Here is a 19,695-nt window from a genome sequence, read left to right as displayed (position 1 = left end):
ACTCCTTTGTCGGGGAATGCCTGACCTTATAAATAAAAAGGAAGCTGGCTATGCAGTATCACCGTATCCCACACAGTTCTCTTGAAATCAGCACCCTCGGGCTGGGGACCATGACCTTTGGCGAGCAGAACAGCGAGGCCGATGCCCATCAGCAGCTCGACTATGCGGTTGCCAATGGCATCAATCTGATCGATGTCGCCGAAATGTACCCCGTCCCGCCGCGCCCGGAAACTCAGGGGCTGACCGAAACCTACGTCGGCAACTGGCTGGCGAAACGCGGCAATCGCGAAAAGCTGGTGCTTGCCTCGAAAGTCAGCGGGCCCGCGCGCAATAACGACAGTAGCATTCGGCCCAATCACGTCCTGGACCGCAAAAATATCCGCGAAGCGCTGCACGCCAGCCTGAAGCGGCTGCAGACCGATTATCTCGACCTGTATCAGGTACACTGGCCGCAGCGCCCAACCAACTGCTTTGGCAAGCTGGGCTATACCTGGGCTGATGCCGCGCCCGCAGTGACCCTGCTGGATACCCTCGAAGCGCTGACCGAGTTCCAGCGTGCCGGGAAGATCCGCTACATCGGCGTGTCGAACGAAACCGCCTTCGGCGTGATGCGTTATCTGCACCTGGCGGATAAGCACGACCTGCCGCGGATCGTGACCATTCAGAACCCCTACAGCCTGCTGAACCGCAGCTTTGAAGTCGGCCTCGCGGAAGTGAGTCAGTTCGAAGGCGTGGAGTTGCTGGCCTACTCCTGCCTGGCTTTCGGCACACTAACCGGGAAGTATCTCAACGGCGCCAAACCGGCAGGGGCGCGTAACACGCTGTTCAGCCGCTTTACGCGCTACAGCAGCGAACAGTCGCAGAAAGCGGTAGCGGCCTATGTGGATATCGCCAAACGCCACGGCCTCGATCCGGCGCAAATGGCGCTGGCCTTTGTGCGTCGGCAGCCATTTGTCGCCAGCACCCTGCTGGGGGCGACGACCATGACTCAGCTGCAGGCCAACGTGGAAAGTTTGCAGCTTGAGCTGAGTGAAGAGGTATTAGCGGAGATTGAAGCGGTGCATCAGGTTTATACCTACCCGGCACCGTAAGAAAGCAAAGCCCCGGGTGGCGGCGTATACGCCTTACCCGGGCTACCGAAGAGCAGACATTGGCGAACCCGTCTCCCGGTTAAGCGCAGCGCAAGCCGGGAGGTTATTTACGCCGCCCCCAGACCCACAGCGCGGCGATGGCCACGGCAAAGACCGCACCAAACCCTATCCCAACGGCGACCGGCGGAACGCCCACGCTCACCGCCAGCGAATAGAGCCCCAGCATCAGCAGCATCGCCACGTTTTCGCCCAGGTTCTGTACCGCAATGGCGTTACCTGCCCCGACCGAATGTTTCCCACGCTCCTGCAGCAGCGCGTTCAACGGTACGATAAAGAACCCGCCGAACACCCCGAGCAGTAACAGCAGACCGAACGCCGGCAGCAGCGACTGCTGCACCGCAAAGGCCATCACGGCGATACCGATCAATATTCCCGCCGGCATACAGCGCGATACCGTCTCCAGGGTCACCAGCTTCGCCGCCGCCCCGGCCCCCAGCACAATCCCCACCGCCACCATCGCATTAAGATAGGTAGGCATGGCGTTGCTGGTAATGCCCAGCGCCACCGGCACCCAGATCACCAGCAGGAAGCGCAGGGTCACGCCAGCGCCCCAGAACAGGCTGGTCCCCATCAGCGAAAAGCGGGTTTCGCCGTTGCGCCACAGCGTGCGGCAGGCGCTGAAGAAGCTGTGCGTCATTGGCTTAAAACGCCACGACTGCCCCGGACGCGCCGCCGGCAGCCTGGGTATCCACAGGTTTGCCACTACCGCCCCGCCGTAGACCAGCGCGCAGACGATCAGCGCCGCCAGCACGTGCCAGTCGGCGAGGATCCCGCCGGCCATCGAGCCCAGCAGGATCGCCGCGATGGTCGAGGACTCCATCAATCCGTTAGCCTTCACTAACTTATCGCCGGTGGTCAGTTCGCCGAGAATGCCATACTTGGCCGGCGAGTAGGCGGCGGCGCCAATCCCTACCAGCGTATAGCCGATAAACGGATTGACGCCAAAGCAGATACAGCCGGCGCCGAGCAGCTTCAGGCCGTTGGCCACCATCATCACCCGGCCTTTGGCAAAGCTATCGGCAAACTGGCCGACAAAAGGAGCAAAAAGAATGTAAGCGCCCACAAACAACATCTGCAGGACCGGCTGGCTCCACTCCGGATAATAGAGCTGCTTCATCAGCGCCAGGGTGGCGAAGAGAAGCGCGTTGTCGCCGAAGGCCGACAGGAACTGGGCGCAGATCACCGCCATCATCCCTTTCGAGTACAGCGAAGGGTTAGTATGTACTGACTCACTCATGGGTTGTTTCCGCCTCGTCGACCATGTTTTTCAGGGTGACATAGTCTGGCTTGCCGCTGCCGAGCACCGGCAGTTGCTTCAGCCAGCGTATATCTCGCGGTACCGCCAGCTCCGGTACTCCGTGCTGGCGAGCGTAACGCAGCAGGGCTTCGCGAGTCAGTTCATTATCGGTGGTAAACAGCACCAGCGCCTCGCCTTTGCTGGCGTCCTGTTTAATCGCTGTGGCGTGCATCTTGTCCGGCGACGCGCCGAGGGCCACCTGCTCCACCATCTCCAGGGAGATCATCTCGCCGGCGATTTTGGCGAAACGCTTAGCGCGGCCCTGAATGCGAACATAGCCCTGCTCGTCGAAGGTCACGATATCGCCGGTGTCATACCAGCCCACTTCCTTCTCACCGTGCTGGTTTTCCGCCGCTGGCGCTTCCAGTACCCCGGGGTTTTCCACCCGCAGGTAGCCTTTCATGATGTTTGGCCCTTTCAGCTGCAGTCGTCCCCCTTGCTCGATGCCTGGCATCGCCAGCAGGCGGGCGTCCATCCCCGGCAGGATACGGCCCACGGTGCCGACCTTCGCCGCCATCGGCACGTTAATCGATACCACCGGCGCGCACTCGGTCACGCCATAGCCTTCAAGAATGCGCAGGCCGAATTTATCCTGCCACAGCTGTTTGGTGCTCTCCTGCAGCTTCTCCGCGCCGGCGACCACATAGCGCAGGCGGTAGAAATCATACGGATTAGCGAAGCGGGCATAGTTGGCGAGGAAGGTCGAGGTACCGAACAGCACCGTGCAGTTGCGATCGTAGACCAGCTCCGGCACCACGCGATAGTGCAGCGGGCTGGGATAGAGAAACACTTCTGCCCCGGTAAACAGCGGCGTCAACAGACCGACGGTGAGGCCAAAGGAGTGGAACAGCGGCAGCGCCGACATAAAGCGGTCGTTGGCGGTAAAATCGGCGATGGTTTTGATCTGCTCGACGTTGGCCAGCAGACTCTTATGGCTGTGCACCACCCCTTTCGGATTACCCTCTGAGCCGGAGGTAAAGAGGATCATCGCCGCGTCCTCCGGCTGCTGTTTAACCTGCGCCAGACGCGGCGCCAGCAGATGACCGAAAATCCATAGTTTGTCCGCGGGGGTGATATCGCCTTTGAGATCTTCCAGGAACACCCAACGCACCTGGGTCAGTTGCTCCGGCAGATGCCAGAGTTTGCCTTTATCGAGGAAGGTGCGTGAGGTAAAAATAGTGTTGATTTCCGCAGCGGCTATCGCGCTGCTGAGCCCTTTCACCCCAGCGGTATAATTCATCATCGCCGGAATGCGCCCACGGGCGATAGCGCCGAAAATCACCGCCGCGCTGATGCCGGCGTTGGGTAGCATCAGGCCGATCTTCTCGCCCTGCTGGCTGTATTTTTCCAGAATGCGGGCGACAAACAGGGTTTTGGTCAGCAGCTTGCGATAGGTATCCGGCTGGAAGTTGATATCCTCCACGCAGGGTTTGCGCGCGCCGAAGCGGTCCTGCGCCGCCAGCAGCGACTCATACAGGGTTTCCCGCGGACGCACTGCCATCCGGGCTTCCATCATGATTTGATGCAGCATTTCTCCGGCGATTTTCCGCCGGTCGCGGGCGCGCGGCGCCTCGGGCATCGGCAGATGGGTGGGCGGCAGCAAATGCAGCTGAATACGCGGGAACAGGCGACGCTTCACCAGCCCCTTCAGCCGGCTGAACGGCGTCAGTTCGGCACCTTCAATGCGTAACGGCACGATGGTCGCCTGCGATTTGGCGGCGACAAAGGCGGCGCCGTCATAAATTTTCATCAGCGAGCCGCTGACCGAAATTCGCCCCTCCGGGAAGATAACCACCGGCCGCCCCTGCTCAATCAGGCGCACCAGATGTTTGATAGACATCGGTTTGGTCGGATCCAGCGGCACAAAGTCGATAATCGGCGTCAGCGCGCGCATAAACCAGCGCTGGCTGATTGAGCTATAGACCGCAAAAACCGGTCGGACCGGCAAAAACAGTGCCAGCAGAATGCCGTCGAGGAAAGAGACGTGGTTCGGGGTAATTAAGACCTTTTGCTGGTATAAAGCCTGCGTGTCGCCGGTCAGTCTGACCCGGTATAACCCCTTGAACAGCAGTCTGAAAAATCCCAAAAGCATAACAACTCCATGTGACCGGTTGATGAGTCAAAGCAGGTTACACGAGAAGGCGTGGGAAAGCAGTGCAGCGGGGAGATTTTCGGAATAAAAAAAACCTGCGCATCTGCGCAGGTCGGTGTAAGACGTTCAGTACGAAGAGCGTACTTAAGAAACTCACCTATCAATACCTCTGGGATCTCGATTGTCGCGTTTTTCACCCAGCCCGGGCCAGCAGGAAAACGCAAGGGAGTGAGCCTAAGTGCAACCAGGTATTACGATTTTCGGTATCTGTAACAACGTCGACGGCGGGCAAAAAAAAACCTGCGCATCTGCGCAGGCTGGTGTAAGTAAAGTGGTCAACTTGGCGTTGACTCCACCTATCAATACCTCTGGGATAGCCAGAATATCAACCTGATCCGCGAACAAACCAGCGAACATTCGCAACAGCACATCGCAAAGTGTAAGCAAAGGTTTGTATTTCCCTGCGCCGGTTTCAATTAGCGATGGCGTCAATGTAAACAGGTTACCCATAAGCCCGGTCTGAATCACATTTGCGCCATTCCTTCGCCGCCGCGCCTTGAATCTGCCGCTCTTTCCCGTAACATAGCAGTATGTAAACGCTTACCCTATAAAAGGCATGGTATGGCGACAATTAAGGATGTAGCCCGACTCGCAGGAGTCTCCGTCGCTACCGTCTCCCGCGTCATCAATAACTCTCCCAAAGCCAGCGAAGCCTCGCGTCAGTCCGTGGGCGCGGCGATGGAAACCCTGAACTATCACCCCAACGCGAACGCCCGGGCCCTGGCCCAGCAGTCAACGGAAACCGTCGGCCTGGTGGTGGGTGATGTCTCCGACCCCTTCTTCGGCGCGATGGTCAAAGCCGTCGAACAGGTGGCTTATCGCACCGGCAACTTTTTGCTGATTGGCAATGGCTACCACAACGTGCAGAAGGAACGCCAGGCGATAGAGCAGTTGATCCGCCACCGCTGCGCGGCGCTGGTGGTGCACGCCAAAATGATCCCCGATGAGGAACTGGCGGGGTTAATGAAGCAGATCCCCGGCATGGTGCTGATCAACCGCATCCTGCCCGGGTACGAAACCCGCTGCGTCGCGCTGGACGACCGCTATGGCGCCTGGCTGGCGACCCGCCATTTGATCCAGCAGGGGCACACGCGTATCGGCTATCTGTGCTCAAACCACCATATCTCCGATGCGGAAGATCGGCTGCAGGGGTACTACGCGGCGCTGGAAGAGAGCGGCCTGCCGTGCAACGACCGGCTGGTCGCCTTTGCTGAACCGGATGAAAGCGGCGGCGAACAGGCCATGACCGAACTGCTTGGCCGCGGCCGCCACTTTAGCGCCGTCGCCTGCTATAACGACTCGATGGCCGCCGGCGCGATGGGCGTACTCAACGACAACGGCATCGACGTGCCGCGGGAGATTTCGCTGATTGGCTTCGACGATGTCCTGATCTCCCGCTATGTCCGCCCGCGGCTGACCACTGTGCGCTACCCGATCGTCACCATGGCGACCCAGGCGGCCGAGCTGGCATTAGCGCTGGCGGAGCACCGCCCGGCGCCGGAGATCACCCACCTGTTCAGCCCGACGCTGGTGCGCCGTCACTCGGTGGTGGCCCCGCTGGAAGGCGATAAATCGTAGCGATAGAGATGCACGGCGGTGGCCGGGTAATCCAGCCCCTCGCCGAGGTAGCGCCAGCCGAAGCGTTCATAGAAATCCCGGCAGGCGGAGTAGAGATAGAGCTCCCGAAAGCCCGCGCGGCGGGCATAATCGATCACATGCCGCTGCAGTTTTCCGGCCAGCCCCTGACCGCGGGCGGCGGGCGCGACGTACAGCGCCGCCAGCCAGGGAAACAGATCCTGGCGGCTGATCAAATCGCAGCGCCAGAGGCCAATCGTGCCGAGCAACTGCTCGCCTTCCACGGCAATAAAGGTCAACGGCAGCGCCTCCGCCGTCTGGCTATGCTGCACAATGCTGGCGAAAAACTCCCGCGGCAGCGTCTCGCCGCCAAAGGCGCGCCACAGCCAGTCGGTCACCTGCGGGGCGTACTGCGGCGCAGCGTACAGCGGCAGGATCGTCATACCAGCTTCCCCTGAAAAATCGGCACCGAGTCGAACAGATAGCCGTCAAAGTCGGGGGCGTCTTCATCGGACAGCTCCAGCAGACTGTTTTTGACGTTTTCCAGATGCTGCCACATCGCCTGCCAGGCGCCCATCACATCGCGACGCCGCAGCGCGGCGAGCAGCGTCTGTCGGTCACCGAGCCACTTCAGCCGCCAGGCGCGGCTGGCAATATGCACATTGAACTGCTGCCACAGCGGGCTGCTGTCCATCTGCAGCCAGATCCGCTCTACCGTCGCCAGCAGCATCTGGTTCTGCGTCGCCCCGGCCAGCACCAGATGGAACAGACGAGCGTTATCCTGCGCGGTGTCGTTGAGAGCGATAGCCCGCTGCTCCTGCTCGATAATCCGCTTCAGATTGTCGATATCGGCGCGGGTGGCCATTTTCGCGGCAAAGGCGGCGATATTGCTCTCCAGCAGCTGGCGCGCCTGCAGAATTTCAAACGGACCGACGTCGCTGCTGAGCAGTTGCTCCTCTTCGCTGTCGTTCTCGTGGGGAATACGCATGACGTACACCCCGGATCCCTGACGAATATCCACCGTCCCCTGCAGCTCCAGCATCAGCAGCGCTTCGCGCACGATGGTCCGGCTGACGCCGTAGGTTTCGGCAATATGACGTTCCGGCGGCAAACGCGACCCGACCGGGTAGCGCCCCTGCGCGATCTGGGCGCGTAAGTCATCACCAATCTCCTGATAGGGCTTCTTTTCCGGCGGAATTATCGCTTTTTCCACAAAATCACCTGTGCGTTACATGCCTGCGAGTCAAATACGCCGCTATCTTAGCAAATATTGCCACCGGCTAGCGGTATTCATCATCGATATCCAGCACCAGTTCACGCCGTTCGCCCAGCTGACGAAACCAGTGCGCCGAGGCTTTGGGTCGCCGGGCGCGATGGTTTTGCAGGTCGATTTCGATAAGCCCGTAGCGGTTTTTAAAAGCGTTCATCGGCGATACGTTGTCGGTAAAAGCCCACAACATATAGCCCTGGCAGTTGGCCCCTGCCTCACGGGCGCGCAGGGTGTGCCACACATGTTCGCTGATGAAACGGATGCGGTAACTGTCATCGATGGTGCCTTCGCGGTTACGGAACTGGTCTTCGTTTTCCACGCCCATCCCGCTCTCCGCCACGAACCAGGGGATGTTGCGATAGTCATTTTTTATCCGCATTGCCATATCAAAGATGATTTGCGGGTAGATTTCCCAGCCGCGGGAGGCGTTCATTCGCCGGCCGGGCAGCTCAAACGGCTCATAATACCAGGCCGGATGAAACGGGGTATGCGGATGCCAGGCCCGCGACGGGGCTTTGACCCGGTGCGGGTAGTAAAGATTAATCCCCAGCTCATCGACGGTGTGCTCGCGGATAATCGCCAGATCCTCCTCGCTGGTCTCCCACGTCACCTGATGCTGCTCGAGCAGCGCGAGAAGCGCCGGCGGCCAGACCCCGTGCACCAGCGGGTCGAGGAACATGCGGTTGTAGAACAGATCGTAGATCTCCGCCGCGCGCAGGTCATGGGGGGCGCGTGAGCGTGGGTAGGTCACCTCCGGATTGAGGATGCAGCCGACGGTCCCAGGATAGCCGAGCTCGCGAAACCGCTTCACGACGCTGGCGGTCGCCAGCACCTTATGATAGTTCCACTGCATCCAGGTGCTGGTGTTCTGCTCATAGGGCCAGCGCAGGGCATCCAGATAGACCCGGGTCTGTACCACAATTGGCTCATTAAAGGTAAACCAGCGGGTCACCTTCGGGTGGTAGCGGGCAAAGACCTGCTCCGCGTAGCGCACAAACAGCTCGACCACCGTTTTCGACCCCCAGCCGCCATACTTTTCCAGCAGATAGCCGGGTAATTCATAATGCTCAAGGCAGATCATCGGCGTGATGCCGTTGGCCAGCAGCGCATCGAACAGCTGGTCGTAATAGGCGGCATACTCCTCATCCACCGTGACGTTTTCATAGTCGGTCAGAAAGCGCGACCAGTTGATTGAGGTGCGATAGTGGGTCAGCCCGGCCAGCTTCATCAGCTGCACATCTTCCTGAAAACGGTTGATAAAATCGGTGGCCACCGCCGGGCCATAGCCGTTATGCCAGACGTGGCGGTCGTTTTTGTACCAGAGATCGGGCCAGGAGTCCTGCCCCGTTTTTTTCCCGCTCCAGCCCTCGGTCTGCCAGGCGGAAGCCGCCGCGCCAAGGATAAAATCATCGGGAATGGTCATCCGTACGGTAGTCATAGGCTCCTCAGACAGGGTTGGCGGTCTGTTGATTGTCGGCCTGACGCTGTGCGGCATCGGCACGGCGGGAGGCGATTTTGACGAAAGGCAGATAGATAAGCACCGCGGTCACGATGCAGATAAGCTGGGTCACCACCGCCCCCATCGAGCCGGCGGTGGAGAGCCAGGCGTTGATCAGCGGCGGCGTGGTCCAGGGCACCATCACTACCGCCTTGCCGGCGAAGCCGGTCAGGGTGGCGAAATAGCCGATGCTGCCGGTCACCAGCGGGGTGATGATAAACGGGATAGCGAGGATCGGGTTGAGCATGATCGGCATCCCGAAGATCACCGGCTCGTTAATATTGAACAGCCCCGGGCCTATCGACAGCTTGGCGATCTCTTTCATCTCTTTACGCTTCGTGGCGATCATCACCGCAATCAGCAGGCCGATGGTCAGCCCCGAGCCGCCGATGCTCATGTAGACGTCCCAGAAGGGCATCGTGATAATGTTCGGTACCTCTTTTCCCTGCTCAAAAGCGCTCATATTGACGGTGATCGCCCCCAGAAGCAGCGGCTCGCGGATCGGCTTGATCATCTGGTTGCCGTGAATGCCGATCACCCAGAACAGCTGGGCGACGAACATCAGCAGCAGGATCCCCGGCAGGCTCTGCACCACCCGCTCCAGCGGCTGCTGCACCACCTGGTAGACCGCATCGTAGAGATACATTCCCGTCAGTTGGTGAAAGAGAAAACCCAGGGTGGCGATCGCGGTGGTGGTGATGATCGCCGGGATCAGCGCCGAAAAAGAGGCGGAAACGTTCGGCGGCACGGTATCCGGCATTTTAATTTTCAGTCCCTTGCGCCCCTCCAGCCAGCAGTAAATCTCCACTGACAGAATGGCGATGAACATCCCAAGGAACAGACTGCGGGTATCGGAGAACTGGCGCAGCAGGACATCTTTCACCACGTGCATCTGGCCATCGACCATCATCTCCACCGTCGTCGGCGTCACGCAGATAAAGCAGATCACCGCCAGCAGGCCGGGAAACAGGCTTTTGATGCCGTTGATCCGCCCCAGCTCAATACCGATCAGAAACACGGCGCCGATATTGAGGAAATTGAGCGTGGCGTAGTTAAGCGCGCTGGTGATCGGCTTCAGCGCCGCGAGAAAGGAGAGCGAGGAAAAGCTGGCGAGCCCATTCTTCGGATCCAGCACCATATTGGAGATCAGTACCGAAAAGGCCCCGACGATGATCACCGGCATCAAGGTAATAAACGCCGATTTGATCGCCATAATGTAGCGATAGCTGTTGAATGTCGTCGCGAAACGCCCCAGCGCGTCGATCAGTTTGTCCTGTAATGCCATAAAAGAGTACCTCAGAGTAAAGGGCTTATTGCGGCCAGGTGAACAGCCAGAGACTTTTGGCATACCAAAACATAGTCGCCAGGCAAAAAAAGTTCTGTGACAGCGCTCGCAACGCGCAGTGTGGTATCCCAAATAACTGATAAAATCGACATTGGCATACCAGACTATGCCGGCTCGTCAGTTCCTGCCAAAAGCGTGATCGCGATGGTTTTTCCGCCCCGCCCCGTCGATATGTCCCTTTTCGGTCTGTGATAAACTGCGCCTTACCACGTGAAATCAGGAATCGATGAATGGCTACAATGCTGGATGTCTCAATTCGCGCAGGCGTCTCGAAAGCGACGGTTTCCCGCGTGTTGAACGGCACAGGTCAGGTGAAAGAGAGCACCCGCCAACAGGTCTTTAAAGCGATGGAAGAGCTGGGCTACCGGCCGAATTTTCTCGCGCGCTCGCTGGCCAATCAGACCAGCAATAGTATCGGGCTGGTCGTCTCCACCTTTGACGGGTTCTACTTTGGCCGTCTGCTGCAGCAGGCTTCACGCCAGACGGAAGCCTGGGGAAAGCAGCTTATCGTCACTGACGGCCATGATACGCCGGAGCGCGAAGAGGAAGCGGTGCAGATGCTCGCCGACCGGCAATGCGATGCGATCATCCTCTATACCCGGCACATGAGCGAAAAGGCGATCATGTCGCTGATTAATTCGATCGCCATGCCGCTGGTGGTGATTAACCGCGATGTGGCGCAGGCCCGCGAACGCTGCGTGTTCTTCGAGCAGCAGGAAGCCGCCTTTCAGGCCGTGGAGTATCTGATTACCCAGGGCCACCGCGATATCGCCTGCATGACCGTCCCGATGCACACCCCTACCGGCCAGGCTCGCCTGCAGGGCTACCGCAACGCGCTGATAAAACATGGTATTGAGTGGGATCCGAGCCGGGTGAAGTACGGGGACTCGACGATGACCCGCGGCTACGAACTGTGCCGGGAACTGCTGGACGAGAAAGCCCGCTTTAGCGCGCTGTTTTCCTGTAACGATGATATGGCGCTGGGGGCGTCAAAGGCGCTGCATCAGGCGGGGCTGCGTATTCCACAGGATGTGTCACTGTTTGGCTTCGACGATGCGCCAAGCGCGAAATGGCTGGAGCCGGGGCTGTCGACGGTCTATCTGCCGATCGACAACATGATCACCACGGCTATCGATCAGGCGATCAAGCTTGCTAACCAGCAGCCGATAGAAACGATCCCGCCGTTTACCGGCACGCTGGTGTTGCGCGAGTCGGTAACGACGGGACCTTTTTTAAATAAGCTCTAAGGCCAGCAGCTCCTGAATGGTCTGGCGACGGCGGATCAGCCGCGCCTTGCCGCCATCAAACAGCACCTCCGGCAGCAGCGGACGGCTGTTATAGTTGGATGACATCGAAGCCCCGTAGGCGCCGGTGTCATGGAGCACCAGATAGTCCCCAGGCACCACCGCCGGCAGCAGGCGGGTCTCGACTTTGCCCCCTTCCTGCTGGGTAAAGACGTCCCCGGATTCGCACAGCGGCCCGGCCACCACGGTTTCCACCTGCGACGCGGCGCTGAGATCGCGACCATCCGCCGCCAGAGCGGTGATATGGTGATAGCTGCCGTACATCGCCGGGCGCATTAGGTCGTTAAAGCCGGCGTCAATCAGCACAAAGTGACGGCTTCCCATCTCTTTCACGCTGCGCACCTGCGACACCAGCACGCCGGACTCGGCCACCAGGAAGCGTCCGGGTTCAATCTCCAGTTTCACCGGGTGCCCCAGATGGGCCGCGATCTGCTCCCTGGCGCGGTTCCACAGGCCATAATAGTGGGCGGTGTCGATGGCCTCTTCGCCTTCGCGGTAAGGAATCGACAGACCGCCGCCGGCGGAGATGGCCTGCAGATCCTGGCCAAAGTCGACGACCTGACGCACCATCGCGCCGCACACCTGCTCCAGGTGACCGTAGTCAACGCCAGAGCCAATATGCATATGGATCCCGACCAGCTGCAGCTGATAGCGACGCATCACTTCCAGCGCCGCCGGCAGGTGGCTGTACCAGATGCCATGCTTGCTGTTCTCCCCGCCGGTATTGGTTTTCTGGCTGTGGCCGTGACCAAAGCCCGGGTTGACGCGCAGCCAGACGCGATGGCCCGGCGACACCTCGCCCAGCTGGCTCAGCATGTCGATCGAGCCGGCGTTCACCGGGATCTGTAACGCTTTCACCCGATCGAGGGTGGCGTCGTCGATCAGATCGGCGGTAAAGACGATATCCTCTGGATTCTGCTGCGGATCGTAGCCCGCCGCCAGCGCCCGCTCGATCTCCCCCAGCGACACCGAGTCCACCTTCACCCCCTGCTCACGCATCAGACGCAGAATATGAATGTTAGAGCAGGCTTTTTGCGCAAAACGTACCACGTCAAACTGGCTGAGCTGGGCAATCTGGCGGCGAATAATCTGCGCATCATAGACCCAGACCGGACAGCCAAATTCCGCGGGCAGGCGCAGCAGGTTATCCGCGGTCAGGTCAGTATCGGTGGCGTAAAGCGAGTGTGGCATAAGAACTCCGGTGCAGTGCGTGTGTTGGTCGCTGTTTTTTTTCGATTACGCCACAGTGGCGGACGAATAAAAAATATCGTTTTATCGCGACTCTATGCAAAAATGATATGGTTACAGCCGAGCCTCATGGAGACCGCATGCCAGCCGTTAATTTGCGTCATATCGAAATCTTTCACGCGGTGATGACCACCGGCAATCTGACCGAAGCGGCGCGGATGCTGCACACCTCACAACCCACGGTCAGCCGCGAGCTGGCGCGCTTTGAGAAAGTGCTCGGCCTGCAGCTGTTTGAACGGACCCGCGGTCGCCTGCAACCGACGGTGCAGGGCCTGCGTTTGTTTGAGGAGGTTCAGCGTTCCTGGTACGGCCTGGACCGCATCGTCAGCGCCGCCGAGAGCCTGCGCGAGTTCCGCCAGGGCGAGCTGTCGATCGCCTGCCTGCCGGTCTTTTCCCAGTCCTTTCTGCCGCTGCTGTTGCCGCCCTTTCTCGCTCGCTACCCGGAGGTCAGCCTGCAGATCGTCCCCCAGGAGTCGCCGCTGCTGGAGGAGTGGCTCTCCGCCCAGCGCCATGACCTCGGCCTGACGGAGACCCTGCATACCCCGGCGGGCACCGAACGCACCCCACTGCTGACGCTGAATGAAGTCTGCGTGCTGCCTGCCGGCCATCCGCTGGCGGTGCAGACGACGCTGACCCCCGCCGATTTTCAGGGCGAAAACTACATCAGCCTGTCGCGCACCGACAGCTATCGCCAGCTGCTCGACGCCCTGTTCCTTGAGCATCAGGTTAAACGGCGGATGGTGGTCGAAACCCACAGCGCGGCCTCGATCTGCGCCATGGTGCGCGCCGGCGCCGGGATCTCGGTGGTGAATCCCTTGACCGCTCTGGACTATGCCGATAGCGGCGTGGTGGTGCGCCGCTTTAGCGTCGAGGTGCTGTTTACCGTCAGCCTGATCCGCCCCCTCCACCGCCCGCGATCGGCGCTGGTCGACGCCTTTGTTGCACACCTGCAGGAGAGTCTGCCGCAGATCCTCACGCCGCTGGCGTCGGTCCTGCAGAGAGCATAAAGTTGACCGCGTCTTCTGCGTGGATCGCCGCAGTGTCAAAGACCGGCAGCGGGCTGAGCTCGGCAGGCACCAGCAGGCCAATTTCCGTACAGCCGAAAATAACCCCTTCCGCCCCCTGCTCCGCCAGGGCGGCGATCACCTGCAGATAATAATCCCGCGACGCCTCGCTGAAGGTGCCGAGACAGAGTTCATCGAAGATGATCTGATTGATCCGCGCCCGATCGTCAGCCTCGGGGATCAACGTCTCGATGGCAAACTGCTCCAGCAGACGACCGCGGTAAAAGGTCTGCTCCATGGTATAGCGGGTGCCCAGCAGCGCGACCCGGCGCTGGCCTTTGGCGGCAATCGCCCGCCCGGTGGCATCGGCAATATGCAGGAAGGGAACCTGGCAGCGGGCGGCGATGGCATCCGCGACTTTATGCATAGTGTTGGTGCACAGGACAATGCCTTCGGCCCCCGCCTGCTGCAGCCCAACCGCGGCTTCAGCAAGGATCTCCCCGGCGCGATCCCAGTCGCCGGCGGACTGGCAGGCTTCGATGTCGTGAAAATCGACGCTGTGCAGCACCAGGCTGGCAGAGTGCAGGCCGCCCAGTCGCGCCTTAACGCCCTCATTGATCAACCGATAATAGGGGATCGTGGACTCCCAGCTCATGCCGCCTAACAGGCCAATGGTTTTCATCTTCTGCTCCTTATGTCGTTTCTGCCAGTGAAGCAAACTTGTGATCAACTTTCCACTTCTCTGGCCGCGTATTTCTTTTTCATGAAGAGTGGGATAAGTTAAAGTGAAACAATGTTTCACTTTAACAACAGGACCGCCCGATGTTTATTTTCCATAAAGACACCACCCTTGAAGACCTCGGCAATGGCGTAACTCGCCGCATTCTGGCCCATGACGGTAAAATGATGGCCGTGGAGGTGAATTTTGCCGCCGGCGCCGTCGGCCCGATGCATAACCATCCCCACGAACAGCTCACCTATGTGCTCTCCGGTGAGTTTGAATTCACCATCGGCGAGGAGACGCGCGTCGTCAGTGCCGGCGATACGTTGTATAAGCAGCCAGGGATCATGCACGGCTGCGTCTGCCTGCAGCCCGGCACGCTGCTCGATACCTTCACGCCGGTCCGCGAAGATTTTCTCTCACGCTGATCCATGACGGGGGCATTCACCGTCCCCGGTTTACGTCTTATCGCAGGCATTAAAAAAGATGCCGTCACAATCATTATCCTGGTAATAATATTTTTCGCTCAGTTAACGCTGAACCTTCATTCTTTTCAGGCTCCCGCAGACCCCTAAAATGCTTACCACCTCACCTTTTTGAAACATCGTTTCGACTTTGATCACATTTCCGCCCAGATCTGCATGACGCAGAAACAAATTGCAATAAAATGAAATTAAAACGGTGTTTTATAAAAAATATAGCCGTATAAAAGCGAGCCTGAAAGCACGCCACTTGCTGGCTCACTTAAATACTAACCCATTAATTAACAATGATATGTTAATCAGAGGAAGCGTTCAGACACTTTTGCGTTGTCAGCAGTAAAAGGCCGACAGCGCCGCATCACCGAATCCGTATTACAACGCGTAAGCCAGGTAGGTATGTATGAATGAAAACAAGCTGCTGGGATTGGCATGGATATCGCCCTATATCATCGGGCTGATCGTCTTTACCGCTTTTCCCTTTGTTTCATCTTTCTTTCTCAGTTTTACTGAGTACGACTTGATGAGCCCGCCGGTATTTAACGGCATCGAAAACTATCGCTATATGTTGACCGAGGACAGCCTGTTCTGGAAATCGATGGGCGTGACCTTTGCCTACGTTTTTTTAACTATTCCCTTAAAACTGGCTTTCGCCCTCGGCATTGCTTTTGTGCTCAATTTCAAACTGCGCGGCATCGGCTTTTTCCGTACCGCCTACTACATTCCGTCGATTCTCGGCAGCTCAGTGGCTATTGCGGTACTGTGGCGCGCCCTGTTCGCCATTGACGGCCTGCTGAATAGCTTCCTCGCCGTCTTTGGCATCGATGCCGTCAACTGGCTGGGGGAGCCTTCGCTGGCGCTGATGTCGGTCACCCTGCTGCGCGTCTGGCAGTTTGGTTCCGCGATGGTCATCTTCCTCGCCGCGCTGCAGAACGTTCCGCAGTCGCAGTATGAGGCGGCGATGATCGACGGCGCCTCAAAGTGGCAGATGTTCATGAAGGTCACCGTGCCGCTGATTACCCCGGTCATTTTCTTCAACTTTATTATGCAGACCACCCAGGCGTTCCAGGAGTTTACCGGCCCGTACGTGATAACCGGCGGCGGCCCGACCTATTACACCTACCTGTTCTCACTCTATATCTACGATACCGCCTTTAAGTACTTCGACATGGGCTATGGCGCCGCGCTGGCGTGGGTGCTGTTCCTCGTCGTCGCGGTCTTTGCATCGATAGCCTTTAAGTCATCGAAATACTGGGTCTTCTACTCCGCCGATAAGGGAGGCAAAAATGGCTGATATTCAACAGATGACGCCGGTAATGAGCAACGCCGATCGTGAGGTCGCTCGTACGCTGCGTCGGGAAAAGGTGAGTCGGGTGGTGCGCTACGTCGTGTTGATATTCGTCGGCCTGCTGATGCTCTACCCGCTGGCATGGATGTTCTCCGCCTCGTTCAAGCCGAACCATGAGATCTTCACCACCCTCGGACTGTGGCCTGCCCACGCAACCTGGGACGGGTTTATCAACGGCTGGAAGACCGGCACCGAATACCATTTCGGCCACTATATGCTTAACACCTTTAAGTATGTGATCCCGAAGGTGGTGTTAACGATCATCTCCTCCACCATCGTGGCGTACGGCTTTGCACGCTTTGAGATCCCGTGGAAGAAGTTCTGGTTCGCGACGCTCATCACCACCATGCTGCTGCCGAGCACCGTCCTGCTGATCCCGCAGTACCTGATGTTCCGTGAAATGGGGATGCTGAACAGCTATCTGCCGCTGTACCTGCCGCTGGCCTTCGCCACCCAGGGATTCTTTGTCTTCATGCTGATCCAGTTTCTGCGCGGCGTCCCACGCGATATGGAAGAAGCAGCGCAGATCGACGGCTGCAACTCCATTCAGGTGCTGTGGTACGTGGTCGTGCCGATCCTCAAGCCGGCCATTATCTCGGTGGCGCTGTTCCAGTTCATGTGGTCGATGAACGACTTTATCGGTCCGCTGATCTACGTCTACAGCGTCGATAAGTATCCCATCGCGCTGGCGCTAAAAATGTCTATCGACGTCACGGAAGGCGCGCCGTGGAACGAAATTCTGGCAATGGCGAGTATCTCCATTCTGCCGTCCATCATTGTCTTCTTCCTGGCTCAACGCTACTTCGTGCAGGGCGTGACCAGCAGCGGAATCAAAGGTTAAGAGGGAAATATCATGGCTGAAGTCATTTTCAACAAACTGGAAAAAGTCTACTCCAACGGGTTTAAAGCGGTGCATGGTATCGACCTGAAGATTGCCGATGGCGAATTTATGGTGATCGTCGGCCCCTCCGGCTGCGCTAAATCGACCACCCTGCGCATGCTGGCGGGCCTGGAAACCATCAGCGGCGGCGAGGTGCGGATTGGGGACAAAATCGTCAACAACCTGGCGCCAAAATCACGTGGCATCGCGATGGTGTTCCAGAACTACGCCCTCTATCCGCATATGACGGTGCGCGAAAACCTCGCGTTCGGCCTGAAGCTGAGCAAGCTGCCGAAGGCGCAAATCGACAGACAGGTGGAAGAAGCGGCGAAAATTCTCGAACTGGAAGAGCTGCTGGATCGCCTGCCGCGCCAGCTCTCCGGCGGCCAGGCGCAGCGCGTGGCGGTGGGTCGGGCGATCGTCAAAAAACCGGACGTTTTCCTGTTCGACGAACCGCTCTCCAACCTTGACGCCAAACTGCGCGCCTCGATGCGGATCCGCATTTCCGATCTGCATAAGCAGTTGAAAAAATCCGGCAAACCGGCGACCACCGTCTACGTCACCCACGATCAGACGGAAGCGATGACCATGGGCGACCGCATCTGCGTGATGAAGCTCGGCCACATTATGCAGGTTGATACGCCAGACAATCTCTACCACCAGCCGAAAAATATGTTTGTCGCCGGGTTCATCGGCGCGCCGGAGATGAATATTCGCCCCAGCCAGCTGGTTGAGCACGACGGTCGCCTGCATCTGACGCTGGGCGATCAGCGACTGCCGCTCAACGACCTGCTGCAAAGCAAAGTTGAGCCCCATAAGAATCAGCAGGTTTTCTTTGGCGTGCGCCCGGAGTTTGTCTCTCTCTCCAATGAACCCTTTGCCGAGGGCTCCTGCACGGGTGAAATGGTACGTGTGGAAAACATGGGACATGAATTCTTTGTTTATCTGAAGGTTGCTGATTATGAGCTGACCGCCCGCGTGCCGTCCGATGAAGCGAAACCCATGCTCGAGAAGGGCCTTCATCGCAAGGTGTATTTCAAATTTGATCTCAATAAGTGTCACATCTTTGACGCGAAAACCGAACAGAACCTCTCTCTGTGAACACTGGAGTATTAAAATGAAAAACGTGCTTTTAAGCGCCGTCATCTCCGCCACTCTGGGCCTTACCGCATTACCTTCAATGGCGAAGGATGTCGACCTTCGTATGTCCTGGTGGGGGGGCAACGGCCGCCATCAGGTCACCCTCAAGGCGCTGGAGGAATTCCACAAACAACATCCAGATATCAACGTCAAAGCAGAATACACCGGCTGGGACGGCCATCTTTCGCGCCTGACCACCCAGATTGCCGGCGGCACTGAGCCTGACGTGATGCAGACCAACTGGAACTGGTTGCCGATCTTTTCGAAAAATGGCGATGGCTTTTACGATCTCAATACCCTGAAAGACGAGATCGACCTCAGCCAGTTCGATGCCAAAGAGCTGCAGTCCACCACGGTCAACGGCAAGCTTAACGGTATTCCCATTTCCGTCACCGCCCGCGTCTTCTACTTTAACGACGAAGCGTGGAAAAAGGCGGGCATCGCCTTCCCGAAAACCTGGGATGAGCTTATGGCGGCGGGCAAAACCTTCGAAAGCAAGCTCGGGAAACAGTACTACCCGGTCGTGCTCGAACACCAGGACGTGCTGGCGCTGCTCAACTCTTATATGGTGCAAAAATACAATCAGCCGGCCATCGATGAGAAGGGCCGCAAATTCTCCTACAGCAAAGCGCAGTGGGCAGATTTCTTCGGCATGTATAAGAAGCTTATCGACAGCCATGTGATGCCGGACACCCGCTACTATGCCTCATTTGGCAAGAGCAACATGTACGAGATGAAGCCGTGGATCCAGGGTGAATGGGGCGGCACCTACATGTGGAACTCCACCATCAACAAATATTCCGATAACCTGAAGCCGCCGGCGAAGCTGGTGCTGGGGGAATACCCGATGCTGCCGGGCGCCACTGATGCCGGACTGTTCTTCAAGCCTGCGCAAATGTTGTCGATTGGCAAATCGACGAAAAACCCGCAGGCGGCGGCGAAAGTGATTAACTTCCTGCTGAACAGTAAAGAAGGGGTGGATATTCTCGGACTGGAGCGTGGGGTACCACTGAGTAAAGCGGCGGTCAACTACCTGACCGAGGACGGGATCATCAAAGCCGACGATCCGGCGGTGTCTGGCCTGAAACTGGCACAATCCCTGCCCACGACCCTGCCGGTCTCCCCGTACTTCGACGACCCGCAGATTGTCGCCCAGTTCGGCACTACCCTGCAGTACATCGACTACGGTAAAAAGTCGGTGGAAGAAGCGGCCGAGGACTTCCAGCGCCAGACCGACCGCATTCTGCGCCGCGCGATGCGCTAACCTGCCCGTCTGAACGCTC

The 19,695-nt window shown here is 58.4% G+C and carries 17 protein-coding genes; 9 read left to right on the top strand and 8 right to left on the bottom strand.

Annotated elements, in window-relative coordinates; translation table 11 throughout:
* Positions 1–50 precede the first annotated feature (50 nt).
* Positions 51–1,091, top strand: coding sequence for an NADP(H)-dependent aldo-keto reductase (locus tag CWM57_RS06660; RefSeq protein WP_002915975.1), 1,041 nt, complete (start codon positions 51–53; stop codon positions 1,089–1,091).
* Between the two features lie 103 nt (positions 1,092–1,194).
* Here the strand turns inward: CWM57_RS06660 and lplT are convergent, their stop codons facing one another.
* Both lplT and aas read right to left on the bottom strand, forming a co-directional pair.
* Positions 1,195–2,388, bottom strand: coding sequence for a lysophospholipid transporter LplT (lplT, locus tag CWM57_RS06655; RefSeq protein WP_023290904.1), 1,194 nt, complete (start codon positions 2,386–2,388; stop codon positions 1,195–1,197).
* On the bottom strand, positions 2,381–4,540 hold the full coding sequence (aas, locus tag CWM57_RS06650) for a bifunctional acyl-ACP--phospholipid O-acyltransferase/long-chain-fatty-acid--ACP ligase (RefSeq protein WP_074387657.1): 2,160 nt from the start codon (positions 4,538–4,540) through the stop codon (positions 2,381–2,383). Before aas ends, lplT begins: the two co-directional genes overlap by 8 nt.
* A 621-nt stretch (positions 4,541–5,161) precedes the next feature.
* Here aas and galR point away from each other — a divergent pair.
* Complete coding sequence (gene galR, locus CWM57_RS06635; RefSeq protein WP_061153410.1) at positions 5,162–6,178, top strand: HTH-type transcriptional regulator GalR; 1,017 nt, start codon at positions 5,162–5,164, stop codon at positions 6,176–6,178.
* Here the strand turns inward: galR and CWM57_RS06630 are convergent.
* The 4 genes from CWM57_RS06630 to CWM57_RS06615 all read right to left on the bottom strand — a co-directional run bounded on the left by CWM57_RS06630 (position 6,139) and on the right by CWM57_RS06615 (position 10,228).
* Positions 6,139–6,618 (bottom strand): GNAT family N-acetyltransferase, encoded by a 480-nt coding sequence (locus tag CWM57_RS06630; protein WP_074387654.1) that lies wholly within the window; start codon positions 6,616–6,618, stop codon positions 6,139–6,141. The genes galR and CWM57_RS06630 overlap by 40 nt on opposite strands.
* The gene (locus CWM57_RS06625) at positions 6,615–7,388 is read right to left on the bottom strand and encodes a GntR family transcriptional regulator (RefSeq protein ID WP_004205433.1); all 774 of its coding nucleotides are present in this window, start codon (positions 7,386–7,388) and stop codon (positions 6,615–6,617) included. The genes CWM57_RS06630 and CWM57_RS06625 overlap by 4 nt, the downstream gene beginning before the upstream one ends.
* Before the next feature lie 67 nt (positions 7,389–7,455).
* The gene (locus CWM57_RS06620) at positions 7,456–8,883 is read right to left on the bottom strand and encodes a glycoside hydrolase family 1 protein (RefSeq protein ID WP_100675808.1); all 1,428 of its coding nucleotides are present in this window, start codon (positions 8,881–8,883) and stop codon (positions 7,456–7,458) included.
* A 7-nt stretch (positions 8,884–8,890) separates the two neighbouring features.
* Positions 8,891–10,228: a PTS sugar transporter subunit IIC gene (locus tag CWM57_RS06615; protein WP_008806339.1), complete on the bottom strand. Its 1,338-nt coding sequence runs from the start codon at positions 10,226–10,228 to the stop codon at positions 8,891–8,893.
* A 299-nt stretch (positions 10,229–10,527) separates the two neighbouring features.
* On the opposite strand from CWM57_RS06615, the gene CWM57_RS06610 reads away from it, so the two are divergent.
* Complete coding sequence (locus CWM57_RS06610; protein ID WP_162708846.1) at positions 10,528–11,535, top strand: LacI family DNA-binding transcriptional regulator; 1,008 nt, start codon at positions 10,528–10,530, stop codon at positions 11,533–11,535.
* Here the strand turns inward: CWM57_RS06610 and lysA are convergent.
* Positions 11,521–12,783, bottom strand: coding sequence for a diaminopimelate decarboxylase (gene lysA, locus CWM57_RS06605; RefSeq protein ID WP_023340698.1), 1,263 nt, complete (start codon positions 12,781–12,783; stop codon positions 11,521–11,523). The genes CWM57_RS06610 and lysA overlap by 15 nt on opposite strands.
* Positions 12,784–12,920: 137 nt before the next feature.
* Here lysA and CWM57_RS06600 point away from each other — a divergent pair, with 137 nt between their 5' ends.
* Positions 12,921–13,847, top strand: coding sequence for a LysR family transcriptional regulator (locus tag CWM57_RS06600; RefSeq protein WP_100675807.1), 927 nt, complete (start codon positions 12,921–12,923; stop codon positions 13,845–13,847).
* On the opposite strand, the gene CWM57_RS06595 is transcribed toward CWM57_RS06600, so the two are convergent.
* Positions 13,813–14,526: an aspartate/glutamate racemase gene (locus CWM57_RS06595; RefSeq protein WP_008806343.1), complete on the bottom strand. Its 714-nt coding sequence runs from the start codon at positions 14,524–14,526 to the stop codon at positions 13,813–13,815. The two genes, CWM57_RS06600 and CWM57_RS06595, sit on opposite strands and share 35 nt — an antisense overlap.
* 140 nt (positions 14,527–14,666) lie before the next feature.
* On the opposite strand from CWM57_RS06595, the gene CWM57_RS06590 reads away from it, so the two are divergent.
* From CWM57_RS06590 to CWM57_RS06570, 5 genes are all read left to right on the top strand, one after another.
* A complete protein-coding gene (locus CWM57_RS06590; RefSeq protein WP_012540645.1) occupies positions 14,667–14,993 on the top strand; it encodes a cupin domain-containing protein in 327 nt (108 codons plus the stop codon).
* A 454-nt stretch (positions 14,994–15,447) separates the two neighbouring features.
* Positions 15,448–16,338, top strand: coding sequence for a carbohydrate ABC transporter permease (locus CWM57_RS06585; RefSeq protein ID WP_004205419.1), 891 nt, complete (start codon positions 15,448–15,450; stop codon positions 16,336–16,338).
* Positions 16,331–17,233 carry a carbohydrate ABC transporter permease gene (locus CWM57_RS06580; protein ID WP_023323240.1) on the top strand — a complete coding sequence of 301 codons (903 nt, stop codon included), beginning with the start codon at positions 16,331–16,333 and terminating at the stop codon, positions 17,231–17,233. The genes CWM57_RS06585 and CWM57_RS06580 overlap by 8 nt, the downstream gene beginning before the upstream one ends.
* A gap of 12 nt (positions 17,234–17,245) precedes the next feature.
* Positions 17,246–18,373 (top strand): ABC transporter ATP-binding protein, encoded by a 1,128-nt coding sequence (locus CWM57_RS06575; RefSeq protein WP_100631297.1) that lies wholly within the window; start codon positions 17,246–17,248, stop codon positions 18,371–18,373.
* Between the two features lie 16 nt (positions 18,374–18,389).
* A complete protein-coding gene (locus tag CWM57_RS06570) occupies positions 18,390–19,676 on the top strand; it encodes an ABC transporter substrate-binding protein (RefSeq protein WP_061153405.1) in 1,287 nt (428 codons plus the stop codon).
* Positions 19,677–19,695 lie beyond the last annotated feature (19 nt).

Source organism: Klebsiella sp. G-Nf4 (assembly GCF_002810615.1).
Lineage (GTDB): Bacteria > Pseudomonadota > Gammaproteobacteria > Enterobacterales > Enterobacteriaceae > Klebsiella > Klebsiella variicola.
The sequence above is the reverse complement of the archived record's forward strand: the minus strand, read 5'-3'. Positions and strand labels throughout refer to the sequence as shown.

Bases quoted from the DNA above. Each gene is read 5' to 3' on its own strand.
- CWM57_RS06660 (WP_002915975.1), top strand. From the start codon at position 51: ATGCAGTATCACCGTATCCCACACAGTTCTCTTGAAATCAGCACCCTC.
- lplT (WP_023290904.1), bottom strand. From the start codon at position 2,388: ATGAGTGAGTCAGTACATACTAACCCTTCGCTGTACTCGAAAGGGATG.
- aas (WP_074387657.1), bottom strand. From the start codon at position 4,540: ATGCTTTTGGGATTTTTCAGACTGCTGTTCAAGGGGTTATACCGGGTC.
- galR (WP_061153410.1), top strand. From the start codon at position 5,162: ATGGCGACAATTAAGGATGTAGCCCGACTCGCAGGAGTCTCCGTCGCT.
- CWM57_RS06630 (WP_074387654.1), bottom strand. From the start codon at position 6,618: ATGACGATCCTGCCGCTGTACGCTGCGCCGCAGTACGCCCCGCAGGTG.
- CWM57_RS06620 (WP_100675808.1), bottom strand. From the start codon at position 8,883: ATGACTACCGTACGGATGACCATTCCCGATGATTTTATCCTTGGCGCG.
- CWM57_RS06615 (WP_008806339.1), bottom strand. From the start codon at position 10,228: ATGGCATTACAGGACAAACTGATCGACGCGCTGGGGCGTTTCGCGACG.
- CWM57_RS06610 (WP_162708846.1), top strand. From the start codon at position 10,528: ATGCTGGATGTCTCAATTCGCGCAGGCGTCTCGAAAGCGACGGTTTCC.
- lysA (WP_023340698.1), bottom strand. From the start codon at position 12,783: ATGCCACACTCGCTTTACGCCACCGATACTGACCTGACCGCGGATAAC.
- CWM57_RS06600 (WP_100675807.1), top strand. From the start codon at position 12,921: ATGCCAGCCGTTAATTTGCGTCATATCGAAATCTTTCACGCGGTGATG.
- CWM57_RS06595 (WP_008806343.1), bottom strand. From the start codon at position 14,526: ATGAAAACCATTGGCCTGTTAGGCGGCATGAGCTGGGAGTCCACGATC.
- CWM57_RS06590 (WP_012540645.1), top strand. From the start codon at position 14,667: ATGTTTATTTTCCATAAAGACACCACCCTTGAAGACCTCGGCAATGGC.
- CWM57_RS06585 (WP_004205419.1), top strand. From the start codon at position 15,448: ATGAATGAAAACAAGCTGCTGGGATTGGCATGGATATCGCCCTATATC.
- CWM57_RS06580 (WP_023323240.1), top strand. From the start codon at position 16,331: ATGGCTGATATTCAACAGATGACGCCGGTAATGAGCAACGCCGATCGT.
- CWM57_RS06575 (WP_100631297.1), top strand. From the start codon at position 17,246: ATGGCTGAAGTCATTTTCAACAAACTGGAAAAAGTCTACTCCAACGGG.
- CWM57_RS06570 (WP_061153405.1), top strand. From the start codon at position 18,390: ATGAAAAACGTGCTTTTAAGCGCCGTCATCTCCGCCACTCTGGGCCTT.